Here is a 13,062-nt window from a genome sequence, read left to right as displayed (position 1 = left end):
GACCCCCTCCTCGCTTGTCACTGGTCGAGTCAAGTTAGGGATCGACCCTAGCGAAGCTGACTTGTAGTTCGCTGATAGCTGGAACATTCAGTAATCCCGGTATCTCGTCAGCATGTCCATAAATATGTCCATAAGCTGGACAGCGGATCCCGCAGGTAGAGCGGTTGGCCGTAAACTCGATGGCTGATACCGCAGGTGGGCCCGTGTGACGGAGCCCGCGTAGAAGGAGCGATCATGACCAGGGCTTGGCGTGGCCTCATCGAGGAGTACCGTGACCGGCTTCCGGTGACCACTACGACGCCCGTGGTCACCCTGCTCGAGGGCGGCACGCCGCTCGTGCCCGCCAGGCGCGTCTCCGAGCTGACCGGCTGCGACGTCTATCTCAAGGTCGAGGGGCTCAACCCGACCGGCAGCTTCAAGGACCGTGGCATGACCATGGCCATCAGCAAGGCCGTGGAGGACGGCGCCCAGGCGGTGATCTGCGCCTCCACGGGGAACACCAGCGCCTCCGCCGCCGCCTATGCCGTACGCGCCGGGCTGACCTGCGCGGTGCTCGTCCCGCGCGGCAAGATCGCCATGGGCAAGCTGGCCCAGGCGCTCGTCCACGGGGCCCGGCTGCTCCAGGTCGAGGGCTCGTTCGACGACTGCCTCGAGATGACCAGGAAGCTCGCCGAGAACTACCCCATCGCGCTGGTCAACTCGGTCAACCCGTACCGCCTGCAGGGCCAGAAGACGGCCGCGTTCGAGATCGTCGACACTCTCGGTGACGCGCCCGACGTCCACTGCATCCCCGTCGGCAACGCCGGCAACATCTCGGCGTACTGGATGGGCTACAAGGAGTACGCCGCGGACGGCATCGCGACCAGGACGCCGCGGATGCTCGGCTTCCAGGCGAGCGGCGCCGCGCCCATCGTCGGCGGCGCGCCGGTGACCCACCCGCACACCATCGCGACCGCGATCAGGATCGGCAACCCCGCCTCCTGGAAGCTCGCCGAGGCCGCGCGGGACGAGTCCGGCGGCGACATCCAGGCGGTGACCGACCGCCAGATCGCCTCGGCGTACAAGCTGCTCGCGCAGAGCGAGGGCGTCTTCGTCGAACTCGCGTCGGCGGCGAGCGTCGCGGGCCTGCTGCAGGCCCACGAGCAGGGGCTGCTCACCCCGGGCCAGCGCGTCGTCTGCACGGTGACCGGCAACGGCCTCAAGGACCCCGACTGGGCGATCTCCGGCGCTCCCGCTCCGGTGACGATCCCCGTCGACGCCTACGCCGCGGCCACCGCGCTCGAACTCGCCTGACCCCGCGCGACCACCGGAACGGCGCCGGCTCTCCGGCCCGCGCCGTTCCCCGTCGCGCACCCGGCGCCGGTACGGCCGCCCGGCCGGCGCCGATCCCGTCCTGATCATGTAGTGGATTCTGGTGATGAATGACCGCTAGCAACAGCGTCCTCGTCCGGGTTCCGGCGACGAGCGCCAACCTCGGGCCCGGATTCGACACCCTCGGCATCGCGCTCGACCTGTACGACGAGGTCGAGGCCGCGCTCACCGGCGACGGCGTGACCATCGAGGTCGAGGGCCAGGGCGAGGGAGAGCTGGACGCGGGCGAGGGCCATCTGATCATCAAGACCATGCGGGCCACGTTCGACCGCATCGGCGTCCCGCAGCCCGCCGGCATCGCCCTCCGCTGCCGCAACCGCATCCCGCACGCGCGCGGGCTCGGCTCGTCCTCCGCCGCCATCTGCGCCGGCATCCTCGCCGCGCGTGCGCTCGCACCCGCCGTCGCCGGTACGGCCGGCGCCCCGGCGGAGCCGCCGACCATGTCGGATGACGAGGCGTTCGCGCTGGCCACGGAGCTGGAAGGCCATCCGGACAACGTGGCGCCGTGCCTCGCGGGCGGGCTGACCATCGCGTGGACCGAGCAGTCCGGAACAGCACGTATGGTGAAGCTCGCCCCGCACGGCGACATCCGGCCGGTCGTGTTGATCCCGGCCTTCCGGTTGTCGACGGAGGAGGCGCGCGGACTCCTGCCGAAGGACGTCCCGCACGCCGACGCCGCCGTCAACGCGGGGCGGGCGGCGCTGCTCATCGCGGCGCTGACCCGGATGCCGGAATCCGGCCTGCTTCTCGCCGCCACCGAAGACCGCCTCCACCAGGACTATCGCGCGCCCGCAATGCCGCGGACCGCCGACCTGGTACGACGGCTGCGCGCCGCGGGAGTTCCCGCGGTCGTCTCGGGAGCGGGTCCGACGGTCCTTGCGTTTTCCACATCGGACACCGAGGATTTGATCGCACCAGAAGTGGGTACGGACTGGCTCATCCAGCCGTTGAACGTCGACCTGAATGGTGCGGGCGTTCAGTTTCCCGAGACACGCTGATGCCTCTTCGACCTCCAGGGAATAGCTGTGTGCGCTGGTGATGTTAGGCTGATAGCCGCACCAGGTGCCCCCGTGTTGGGTGCGTGCTTGTCATTCGCACATCGCTGCACTTCGCTCCGCGTCCTTCGACGCGGGCAGGGCGATTTTCCCGAAACCGTTTCCTCCCGTTGCCCCGTTCGGCGTGACGAGAGGTGGGGTTCTCGGAGGCATGCGCGTTCGAACCACTTCGACATCTGGCAGCTCGCGAGTCCGGAGCGTCATCAACACCTGAGATTCGCGAAGCCCGACCCGGTCTGTCCCGCCGGGTCGCACCACCGGGACACCAGGACGCACGAGTCCGGTGCCCGACCCCTGGGAAGGACCCTTAGTTGAGCGACACCACCGAACTCCTCTCCGACGGCCAGGCCGCCGGCGACACCCCCACCACTGCTCCGGCTCGACCGCGTCGTCGCTCCGGCACCGGCCTGGCCGGCATGGTGCTGCCCGAGCTGCAGGCCATGGCCACCGGTCTCGGCATCAGCGGGATCGGGCGGATGCGCAAGAGCCAGCTCATCGCGGCCATCCAGGAGAAGCAGGGAGTGACGGGAGAGGCGCAGGCGGAGCCGAAGCCGGCCGCCGAGGCGCCGGTCGCCGTCGCGGAACGCCCCGCTCGAGGCCGCAGGGAACGTTCCCGCGCCGCCGCCGCGCCCGCCGAGCCCGTCGCGCCCGCCGCTCCCGTTGTGGAGACCCGCGAGGAGCAGCCCGCCGTCGAGCGCGTGGACAGCGCTCCCGCCGCCGCTCCCGCCACCAACTCGACCGGCGCCTCCGCCGGTGCCGACGTCCTCGCCACCACCGAGCCCCAGGGCGACGCCCAGGGTGAGACCCGTGGCGACGCCCGGGGCGAGCGGTCCGACCGCCGTGAGCGGCGCGGCCGCGGCGACCGGCGCGAGCGTTCCGGCGACCGCGACCGCTCGGCCGAGCGTTCCGGCGACCGCGACAGCCGTACGGACCAGCGGGCCGCGGACGCGGGCGACGGTCAGACGCGTGGCCGCGACCAGCAGGGCCGCGACGGACGTGATGGCCGCGACGGCCGGGGCGACAGCCGCGACAGCCGTGGCGACCGCGGTGACCGTGGTGACAGCCGGGGCGAGAGCCGCGGTGACCGTGGCGACAGCCGTGGTGACCGTGGCGACAGCCGTGGTGACCGCGGTGACAGCCGTGGCGATCGCGGTGACAGCCGCGGCGGCGACCAGGGCGACGACGCTCGTGGGCGTCGCGGCCGGTTCCGCGAGCGCAACCGCCGTGGCCGCGACCGCTTCGACAGCAACGAGCCCGTGATCAGCGAGGACGACGTCCTCATCCCGATCGCCGGCATCCTGGACATCCTCGACAACTACGCGTTCGTGCGCACCAGCGGCTACCTGCCCGGCGCGAACGACGTGTACGTGTCGCTGGCGCAGATCCGCCGCAACGGCCTGCGCAAGGGCGACGTCGTCACCGGCGCCGTCCGGCAGCCGCGCGAGGGCGAGCGGCGCGAGAAGTTCAACGCGCTCGTCCGCCTCGACACGGTCAACGGCATGGAGCCGGAGCAGGCCCGTCAGCGGCCCGACTTCAACAAGCTCACGCCGCTCTACCCGCAGGAGCGCCTGCGTCTGGAGACCGAGCCGAACGTCCTCACCACGCGGATCATCGACCTGGTCTCGCCGATCGGCAAGGGCCAGCGTGGTCTGATCGTCTCGCCGCCGAAGGCCGGTAAGACGATGGTGCTGCAGTCGATCGCCAACGCGATCACGCGCAACAACCCCGAGTGCCACCTGATGGTCGTCCTCGTCGACGAGCGTCCGGAAGAGGTCACCGACATGCAGCGGTCGGTCAAGGGCGAGGTCATCCACTCGACCTTCGACCGTCCCGCCGAGGACCACACCACGGTCGCCGAGCTCGCCATCGAGCGGGCCAAGCGTCTGGTGGAGCTCGGCCACGACGTCGTCGTGCTGCTGGACTCGATCACCCGTCTGGGCCGCGCCTACAACCTGGCCGCGCCCGCGTCGGGCCGCATCCTGTCCGGTGGTGTGGACTCCACCGCGCTGTACCCGCCGAAGCGCTTCTTCGGTGCCGCCCGCAACATCGAGAACGGCGGCTCCCTGACGATCCTCGCCACGGCGCTGGTCGAGACCGGCTCCAAGATGGACGAGGTCATCTTCGAGGAGTTCAAGGGCACCGGAAACATGGAGCTCAAGCTCAACCGGTCCCTCGCCGACAAGCGGATCTTCCCCGCGGTGGACGTCGACGCGTCCGGCACCCGCAAGGAGGAGATCCTCATGTCGAAGGACGAGCTCCAGATCGTCTGGAAGCTGCGGCGCGTGCTCCACGCCCTCGACATGCAGCAGGCTCTCGAGCTCCTGCTGGAGAAGATGCGGGAGACCAAGTCCAACGCCGAGTTCCTGCTCCAGGTGCAGAAGACGACGGTCAGCAACGACCGCGACTGAGTTCCTGTACGGCGAGACGCCCCGGGTGGTTCACCACCCGGGGCGTTTCCCTGCGCGCGCCCGGTACGGACGGCGCCGCGTCCGACGACTCGCGTACGGGCGGCATGCGGGTCTGTCGCGGTAGCGGGGACGCGTCAGGACACGCGCGGCTGTGGACGCTCGCCGCGGTGTCCAGGACGCCGGACGCCGGATCACGGCCATGGTCTCGACCACGGAGGCCGCGAGGACCGCGAGCCCCGCGAGCGACCACGACAGGCGGCGCCGTCCCGATCGGGCCTCGCTTCTCGCTTCCGGACATCCGACCGCCGGACATGAAAAAAGGCCCGCACGGTGTGAACCATGCGGGCCCTTCCTGGTGCTGTACGAATTGCGCCAGGGGTTGGTGACGCGAGACGTGCAGAAACCCCTGAGTGCTACTTGACCGTCACCAGCTTGTAGTTGGAGTAGGAGCCGTAGGTCTTGCTGGTACCCGTGGCCGCCAGACGCCAGTAGCCGGTGTACTTCGGCTTGACGGTCTTGCTGAACTTACCGGTCGAGGTGGAGCCGACGTAGCCGACGAACGACCACTTCGAGGAGCCCTTCTTCTTGAAGTAGAGCTTCATGATCTTCTTGCCCCAGCCGGCGGAGCCGCGGTAGGCCTTGCCGTACAGCTTGACGGTCTTGCCCTTCTTCACCTTGGACGGCGAGACGGACAGCTTGACCTTCGACTTGGCCTTGGACGAGCCGGTCTTCGAGACCTCGAAGCCCTTGACGAAGCTGTAGGTCTTCGAACCACGGGTGACCGTGATCTTCAGCTGCCAGGCGCCGGTCGAGGTGCTGTAGTCGAAGGCGGCCGAGTCGTGGTACGACTTGCCGTCCGACTCCATGCCGGTGCCGAGCGAGTAGTAGTCGTCGTAGCTCTTGCTCTCGAGCCGGACGTCGGTGACCTTCTCGTCGCCGGACTTCTCCAGCTCGAACGCCACGAAGACGTCGACTTCCGAACCCGACTTCAGCTTGACGGGGTTCGGAGAGACGCTCGCCCCGTTGACACGGGTAGCGGCCTTGACCTCGAACGTGACCGCGTCGCTCCAGTCGGTCGCACTCTCAGCCGGGGCGGAGGTCGCGCTGGCCAAGGTGCGGGCGAGCTGGAGCTTCCACTTGTCCCCAGGCTTGTCGCTGGAGGAGATGGAGATCGAGCCGGTCATCGCCGCCTTGTCGGGCGGGTTGGTCTCGCTGTTCTTCGAAAGCTGGGTGACGTCACCGGACTTCCAGGCCGGGGACGTGGCCGAGGAGTCGGTGGTGAACCGGGCCCAGACCTTGTACTTCGCCTCACCCTTCTTGTCGCCGGTCTCCTCATAGGGGTTGGCGATGGTGAAGGAGAAGGTGATCTTGTCACTGCCGGTGGGCGGGATGAACAGGTCGCCGCCGACCTTCAGATCCGAGATGTCGCCGGCCGCTCGAAGGGCAACAGCGGACACAGCGTTTGCGGGGGAGGCTACGGTGATGGCCGCACCGGTAGCGAAGAGTGCTGCCCCCGTTGCGGCCGCTACTGCAAGCCGCAGGCTCTTCCTCATGGATACCCCTTACATTGGTAAAATTGAGGGAAAAGTCGGGTTTGAACACCGGAGCCTAGTGGGGCCTGTGTGACTCGTCCACCCGGATCGAGAAGTAGCTCCCCATTTACCGGGCGCTTTCCGCGATGTTCCGGATTGTTGTGTTGTGTGCTGTGACCTGGGAAGTCGGTCGTTGATCCACATCCCCGGACGGCCTGTCGCGGCATTCCGGGAAGGGCATGAGAAACCGATCTTCAGTCGCCAAGAGTGGCATAGGACACATCCGCCCCCTCTCGTACGGGGCCCGGCATTCCGGGGACGGCCGAGGCCGCGTGACGAGACGAGAAGGGCGGCCCGCGCAGTGCGCCGAGGCCCACCGGGCGGCACGCGGATACGCCGGGAATAGGCGGCGGCCTTGAGGGGTTTCTCGATCTGGCACACTGGTAGCCGAACCGCAGCGGTACCGGTTCCCGCGCGCGCGTCCCGAGTGTGCCCGACGCGCGTAAGCCTGCACGGGCGATCCTGCACGGTGAACAAGCGACCCGGCGACCGCGCCTAGCGTTAGGACTGAACAATGAAGGCCGAGATTCACCCGGACTACGTCGTCACCCAGGTGACCTGCACCTGCGGGAACAGCTTCACCACCCGCAGCACCGCCAAGAACGGTGTCATCCACGCCGACGTCTGCTCCGCCTGCCACCCGTTCTACACGGGCAAGCAGAAGATCCTCGACACGGGCGGCCGGGTGGCGCGCTTCGAGGCGCGCTTCGGGAAGAAGGCCCAGAAGAGCCAGTAGCTCTGCACGGACGCCGGCTCGGACGCGCCTCTGTCGAATTCGACCGAGGCGTGCCCGGGTCGGCGTTCTTCGTGATGGAGGCCATGTCCCGATAGCCGCCCCAAGGAAAGGAGCGCGCGGTGAATCTCGACGAGATCATCAGTGAGTACGCGGATCTGGAGTTGAAGCTCGCCGATCCCTCCGTGCACGCCGACCAGGCGAAGGCGCGGACGTACGGCAAGCGCTACGCGACGCTCACACCCATCGTCACGACGTACCGCGAGCTTGAGGGCGTCCGTGAGGACCTCGCGGCGGCACGGGAACTGGCGGCCGAGGACGCGGCGTTCGCCGACGAGGCGTCGGAGCTGGAAGGCCGCATCCCGGGCCTGGAGGAGCGGCTGACGCACCTCCTCGTCCCGCGCGACCCGAACGACGACAAGGACATCATCATGGAGATCAAGGCGGGTGAGGGCGGCCAGGAGTCGGCCCTGTTCGCCGGCGACCTCCTCCGGATGTACCTGCGATACGCCGAGCGCGCCGGATACAAGACCGAGATCATCGACTCCCAGCACTCCGACCTCGGCGGCTACAAGGACGTCACCGTCGCGATCAAGGGCAAGGAGGGCGTCTGGGCCCGCCTCAAGTTCGAGGGCGGCGTCCACCGCGTCCAGCGCGTCCCGGTGACCGAGTCCCAGGGCCGCATCCACACCTCGGCGGCCGGCGTGCTCGTCTATCCCGAGGCCGAGGACGTGGACGTCCAGATCGACCCGAACGACCTGCGGATCGACGTGTTCCGGTCGAGCGGTCCCGGAGGGCAGAGCGTCAACACGACCGACTCCGCCGTCCGGATCACCCACCTCCCGACGGGTGTGGTCGTCTCCTGCCAGAACGAGAAGAGCCAGCTCCAGAACAAGGAGTCGGCGATGCGCATCCTGCGGGCCCGGCTGCTCGCGATGGCCCAGGAAGAGGCCGAGGCGGCGGCCATGGCCGAGCGGAAATCCCAGGTGCGTACGGTCGACCGTTCCGAGCGGGTCCGCACGTACAACTTCCCTGAGAATCGCATTTCCGACCATCGGGTGGGCTTCAAGGCCTATAACCTCGACCAAGTCCTGGACGGGGATCTGGACGCGGTGATACAGGCATTGCTCGACGCCGAACTGGCGGAAAAGCTCGCCGCCCATTCGTAAGTGGACCCATGACCTTCCTGCTTGACGAGATCGCACTCGCCACCGCCCGGCTCGCCGAGGCGGGCGTGCCGTCACCGCGTACCGACGCCGAGGAGATCGCGGCCTTTGTGCACGGCGTGCCGCGCGGCAAGCTGCACACCGTCAAGGACGCGGACTTCGACGCCCTCTTCTGGGAGGGCATCGCGCGCAGGGAGGCCCGTGAGCCGCTGCAGCACATCACCGGCCGGGCCTACTTCCGCTATCTCTCCCTCGAAGTGGGTCCGGGAGTGTTCGTGCCGCGCCCGGAGACCGAAGTCGTGGCCGGTTGGGCGATCGACAGGCTGCGCGAGATGGACGTCGCGTCTCCCGTCGTGGTCGACCTCGGCACCGGATCCGGCGCCATCGCGCTGTCGATCGCACAGGAGGTGGCGCTCGCCCAGGTGCACGCCGTCGAGATCGACCCCGTGGCGTACGGCTGGGCCAGGCGGAACATCCTGGAGCACGGCCAGGGCAGGACCATGCTCCATCCGGAGGACCTCACCGACTGCCTGCGGGAGCTGAACGGCAAGGTCGATCTGGTGATCTCCAATCCGCCGTACATCCCGCCGGGGGCCATCCCGCGCGACCCCGAGGTCCGTGACTACGACCCCTCCCGCGCCCTGTACGGTTCGGGAGAGGACGGCCTGGACGAGGTCAGAGCGGTCGAGCGCACGGCACGGCGGCTGCTGCGGCCGGGCGGGTTCGTCGCCGTGGAGCACGCCGACCAGCAGGGAAACCCGGTGTACTGGCTGTTCTCCGAGGACAACGGCTGGCGTGACGTGCGGCTGCGGCAGGACCTCACAGGACGGGACCGCTTCGTCACCGCGCGCCTCGGGCAGGACTGAGAGCCGTGCCGTACGTGGAAGGATGGGACGCATGAGCAGGCGCTATGACTGCGCGAACCAGGGTGAGCGCACCTCTGGGCTGATCGACGCCGCGTCGGTCGTACGGCGAGGCGAACTGGTGGTCCTGCCGACGGACACGGTCTACGGCATCGGCGCCGACGCCTTCACCCCCTCGGCGGTGGCCGCGCTGCTTGAGGCCAAGGGACGCGGCCGTGACATGCCGGTCCCCGTGCTCGTCGGCACCGTACGCGCGGCGACCGCGCTGGTGGAGGACCTCGGCCCCTACGGTCAGGACCTGGTGGATGCCTTCTGGCCCGGTCCGCTGACGCTGATCTGCCGGGCCAACCGCTCGTTGTCGTGGGATCTCGGCGACACCAAGGGAACCGTCGCCGTCCGGATGCCGCTGCACGCGGTGGCGCTGGACCTGCTCAAGGAGACGGGCCCCATGGCGGTGTCGAGCGCCAACCGCTCCGGCGCCGCGCCCGCGACGACCGCGGAGGAGGCCGAGGCGCAGCTCGGCGAGTCCGTCGCCGTCTACCTCGACGGCGGCAAGTGCGCCGACGACGTGCCCTCCACGATCGTGGACCTGACCAGCGCGGTGCCCCGGGTGCTGCGCAAGGGCGCGATCCCCGCTGACAAGTTGCGGGGCGTCGTCAGTTACATCGCCACCGGAGACTGACTCAAGGCCAGCAAACCGGGTCAATCATGCCGTCTGGCTATCAACGCCATGTCGGACTAACGTCACGGTTACGGTAAGTGCGCCGATGTCTTCGTGGAGGCGTGCCCATGGCCAAGCTGGACGGGATGGATCCGAAGCTGGTACGCGAACTGCTCGCCCACGTCGGGCAGGCTGCGAAGCAGATGGACGCCATCGATGCCCAGGTCACCCGGCTCACCCGCGCGGCAGGCGTCGCCGTACAGACGACGCACCGGCCCGCCCAGGTGGCGGACGCCTGCGGGACCATGGTGAAGGACGTGACCTCCCGCCTCGTCCTCCTGGAGAAGAAGGAGAAGCAGTCGGCCGGGGCGAGCAAGCCCCCGTCGTCGTCGCCCTCCGGTGGTGAGCGCGACACCACGAAGCCGGCCGACGACCCGGCGAAGGACGACAAGCCAAAGGAATCGCATTCGGGCAAGGGCGCGCACGGCACGACCGACGACGCGGACCAGAAGAAGGCCAAGTCCTCGGACCAGGGCGGAGCCAAGGGCTCCGGCGATGAGCGCGACACCACGAGACCGGCCGACGACCCGGCGAAGGACGACAAGTCCAAGGCGGCCGGTGGCAAGGCGTCCGGTGACGGAACGAACGTCAGGGAGACGGACGGCAGGGGCGGCGCGGACAACCCCGGCAAGGACGGCGAGAAGTCCAAGGAACACACGCCGAAGACCAGCGGTTCCTCCGGCGACGACAAGGGATCCGGAGGCAAGCCCGTCGACGAGCCCGTCCGGGTGGACGTGGCGTCCAATGATCTCCACCGGGACACCTCCGCAGGGACGACGCCGAAGTCGGCGGTCGACAACCCGCATCCGGACGCGGTCTACGACACATGGAACGGCGCCGAGGGAAGCCAGATCTCCACCGGCACGTCCACCGGCACCTCCACCGGCACGTCCGGCAGCACGCCTGGCGGCTCCGATGGCACATCCGGCAGCACGCCTGGCGGCGTGTCCGGTGGTGCTTCCGGTGATGTCGTCAACGGAACGACCACCGTTTCAACGGGGACAGCGTCCACCGGCACGACCGATGGTGCATCTACGGTCGCGTCCACCGGTACGACGGGCGGAGCCACAGGTGGTGTGAGCACGGCATCCTACGGTGGGACGGCGGCGGCCACGGGTCCGGTGCCTTCCGGTGATCTGTCCGGTGCGGCAAGCGGCTCGGCCTCTGTCGCGCCAGGTGACTCGTGGGGAAGTTCGATCGTCGGCACGACCGGCGACGCCACGTCGGGTGCTGCGACGGGTGGTGTGTCGGGCGGTTCGGCTGCTGGGGTGGCTGGAGACGTTGCGGGGGGTGCCTCCACCGGGTCGACTGCGGCCGGTGCTGCCACGGGTGCCGTAACGACTGGTGACGCCACGACCGGTGCGGCGACGGGTGCCGTAACGACTGGTGACGCCACGACGGGCGCTGGTGGTGGTCAGGTGACCTCGGGGGCGGGCAACCCGGGCCTTCCGACGGACGATTCCCAGATCATCGACACCCCTCGGAAGGATCATCCCGACGACATAGACCAGACGGTCGGGCGTCAGGTGATCGTGGTGGACGGCGTGAAGGTCGTCTCCACTCCGATGAACCACGTCGGCGACGTGTCCCTCGCTTCGGTGGACGGAAGCGCGGTGCAGGTCCAGCCCACCACCGGGCATGCCGCAACGGGTACCACGGGCGCCGGTACGGCGGGAACGTCCGGGGCAGCGGCGGGCACCGGGGGAACGGGCGGGACCGCGGCTCAAGGCGCGTCCGGTACGGCGCCCGGGCCGCATCCTGACGGACCGCCGGGATTCGTCGAGCCGTTGGAGCCGATCAAGCAGACCGTACGCCAGGAAGGGCTCGCTCCCGGAGATCCTCTCGGCGACTACGTGGGAACGGCGGAGGACAACGTCACGGAGGATCCGTTCGCCACGGGTGGCGGAGACGCCATACCCGGCACGCCGGAGTCCGTACGCGCGGCGAGTGTCGACACCAGTGGAGGCAAGACGTGATCTATGGGGATCCGCCCGCGCCGGTTCCGCTCCAGCCGGGCGAGACGCCGCCGGCACCGTCGAGCACCGACCTGCTGACACCGGGTGGGCAGCAGACGACGTGGGTGTTCAACCCCGAGTACCAGCGGCTCGTCGATCTCTGGCTCCAGGTCCTGCCGATGATGGAGCAGCTCACCCGGTCCCTCGACAAGCCGTACGAGATGGCGCGGAGCAACGACGTCTGGGACGCTCCGGTGGCGAAACGCTACGTGGACGATGTGGGGGAGTGGCGCAACCGCCTGGCGATGTATCGCCAGGCCGTGCTGACCGCGATCAGCGACCAGGCGGCCGACACGCCGCGGTGGATACCGGGCGGTGTCAAAACGCCGCGCGCGTTCTCCTGATACGGCCCCAGGTCAGAACCGCCCTGGACGCACCCATCGCACACCCGCGGATCGGATTCGGAAGATCGTGCCGGAAGCTCCGCGGGCCGCTTTGAGGCGCGGACCGCACCGCGCGGGCCCGCGCGTGGCCGCCGTCCCGACCGTGGGTCACTTCGCTGACACGAGGTGCGCGTAAACGATCACATTGTCGAGATAGTGGCCGCTTCCGCGGTCGAACGTCCCACCGCAGGTGATCAGTCGCAGCGCCGGGAAGTCGGTCATTCCGTACACCCGGGATGTCGGGAAGTGATCCTTTGGCGCACTTTCCAGTGAATCCAACTGGAATGTCGCGACGGTCCCGTCCTGTCGTGACACTTTCACCCTGTCGCCCGGCCGTAGGTCACCGAGCCGGAAGAAGACCCCCGGGCCCTGCTTCGAGTCGACGTGTCCCACGATCACGGCGGGACCGGTCGCTCCCGGAGAAGGACCGAGCCGATACCAGCCCGCCTCGTCCACACGGGAGAGCGGCGGAACCTCCAGGGTGCCGTCCGGATTCTTCCCGAGCGTCATGAGACCCGTACGCACGCCGATCCTGGGAATCTCCAGCAGCACAGGGGACGCGGGCGCCATCGCAGGGGCGGTCGAGGGCGTGGGTTCCGCGTCCGGTGTGGCCGCGCTCGCGGGTGGAGCAGGAGGCACCGGCGCGGCGCCGGAGGACCGGTCGAGCGTGAACACAGTGACGGCGGCCACCGTGAGGAGGCCCAGGACGGCGACGACCACGGCGAGCGGCCGGCCTACCCCACTTCGTCGGTTTT

At 68.9% G+C, this 13,062-nt stretch carries 11 protein-coding genes; 9 read left to right on the top strand and 2 right to left on the bottom strand.

Annotated elements, in window-relative coordinates:
- The first annotated feature begins 234 nt into the window (after positions 1 to 234).
- From thrC to rho, 3 genes are all read left to right on the top strand, one after another.
- Positions 235 to 1,293: a threonine synthase gene (gene thrC / locus AB0I59_RS14095; RefSeq protein ID WP_061254903.1), complete on the top strand. Its 1,059-nt coding sequence runs from the start codon at positions 235 to 237 to the stop codon at positions 1,291 to 1,293.
- Between the two features lie 128 nt (positions 1,294 to 1,421).
- On the top strand, positions 1,422 to 2,369 hold the full coding sequence (thrB, locus tag AB0I59_RS14090; protein ID WP_358132748.1) for a homoserine kinase: 948 nt from the start codon (positions 1,422 to 1,424) through the stop codon (positions 2,367 to 2,369).
- Positions 2,370 to 2,737: 368 nt separating this feature from the next.
- Positions 2,738 to 4,834, top strand: a complete 2,097-nt coding sequence (gene rho / locus AB0I59_RS14085; protein ID WP_358132746.1) for a transcription termination factor Rho — start codon at positions 2,738 to 2,740, stop codon at positions 4,832 to 4,834.
- Between the two features lie 413 nt (positions 4,835 to 5,247).
- Here rho and AB0I59_RS14080 read toward each other — a convergent pair whose 3' ends face one another.
- On the bottom strand, positions 5,248 to 6,291 hold the full coding sequence (locus AB0I59_RS14080; protein ID WP_358132744.1) for a hypothetical protein: 1,044 nt from the start codon (positions 6,289 to 6,291) through the stop codon (positions 5,248 to 5,250).
- A 649-nt stretch (positions 6,292 to 6,940) separates the two neighbouring features.
- On the opposite strand from AB0I59_RS14080, the gene rpmE reads away from it, so the two are divergent.
- From rpmE to AB0I59_RS14050, 6 genes are all read left to right on the top strand, one after another.
- The gene (gene rpmE, locus AB0I59_RS14075) at positions 6,941 to 7,162 is read left to right on the top strand and encodes a 50S ribosomal protein L31 (protein ID WP_061254899.1); all 222 of its coding nucleotides are present in this window, start codon (positions 6,941 to 6,943) and stop codon (positions 7,160 to 7,162) included.
- Positions 7,163 to 7,281: 119 nt separating this feature from the next.
- On the top strand, positions 7,282 to 8,328 hold the full coding sequence (prfA, locus tag AB0I59_RS14070; RefSeq protein WP_061254898.1) for a peptide chain release factor 1: 1,047 nt from the start codon (positions 7,282 to 7,284) through the stop codon (positions 8,326 to 8,328).
- Between the two features lie 8 nt (positions 8,329 to 8,336).
- A complete protein-coding gene (prmC, locus tag AB0I59_RS14065) occupies positions 8,337 to 9,191 on the top strand; it encodes a peptide chain release factor N(5)-glutamine methyltransferase (RefSeq protein WP_061254897.1) in 855 nt (284 codons plus the stop codon).
- 31 nt (positions 9,192 to 9,222) lie between these two features.
- Entirely contained in the window at positions 9,223 to 9,870 is a 648-nt protein-coding gene (locus AB0I59_RS14060) for an L-threonylcarbamoyladenylate synthase (protein ID WP_061254896.1), read from the top strand.
- A gap of 107 nt (positions 9,871 to 9,977) precedes the next feature.
- Positions 9,978 to 11,885 (top strand): hypothetical protein, encoded by a 1,908-nt coding sequence (locus tag AB0I59_RS14055; RefSeq protein ID WP_358132741.1) that lies wholly within the window; start codon positions 9,978 to 9,980, stop codon positions 11,883 to 11,885.
- On the top strand, positions 11,882 to 12,268 hold the full coding sequence (locus tag AB0I59_RS14050) for a hypothetical protein (RefSeq protein ID WP_228636715.1): 387 nt from the start codon (positions 11,882 to 11,884) through the stop codon (positions 12,266 to 12,268). Before AB0I59_RS14055 ends, AB0I59_RS14050 begins: the two co-directional genes overlap by 4 nt.
- Before the next feature lie 147 nt (positions 12,269 to 12,415).
- On the opposite strand, the gene AB0I59_RS14045 is transcribed toward AB0I59_RS14050, so the two are convergent.
- Positions 12,416 to 12,997, bottom strand: coding sequence for a class F sortase (locus AB0I59_RS14045; protein WP_358132739.1), 582 nt, complete (start codon positions 12,995 to 12,997; stop codon positions 12,416 to 12,418).
- Positions 12,998 to 13,062 lie beyond the last annotated feature (65 nt).

It is taken from the genome of Microtetraspora glauca (assembly GCF_040656155.1).
In the GTDB taxonomy this organism is placed as follows: Bacteria; Actinomycetota; Actinomycetes; order Streptosporangiales; family Streptosporangiaceae; genus Microtetraspora; species Microtetraspora glauca.
Note: the sequence above shows the minus strand (reverse complement) of the source record. Positions and strands in the feature narration are given on the sequence as shown.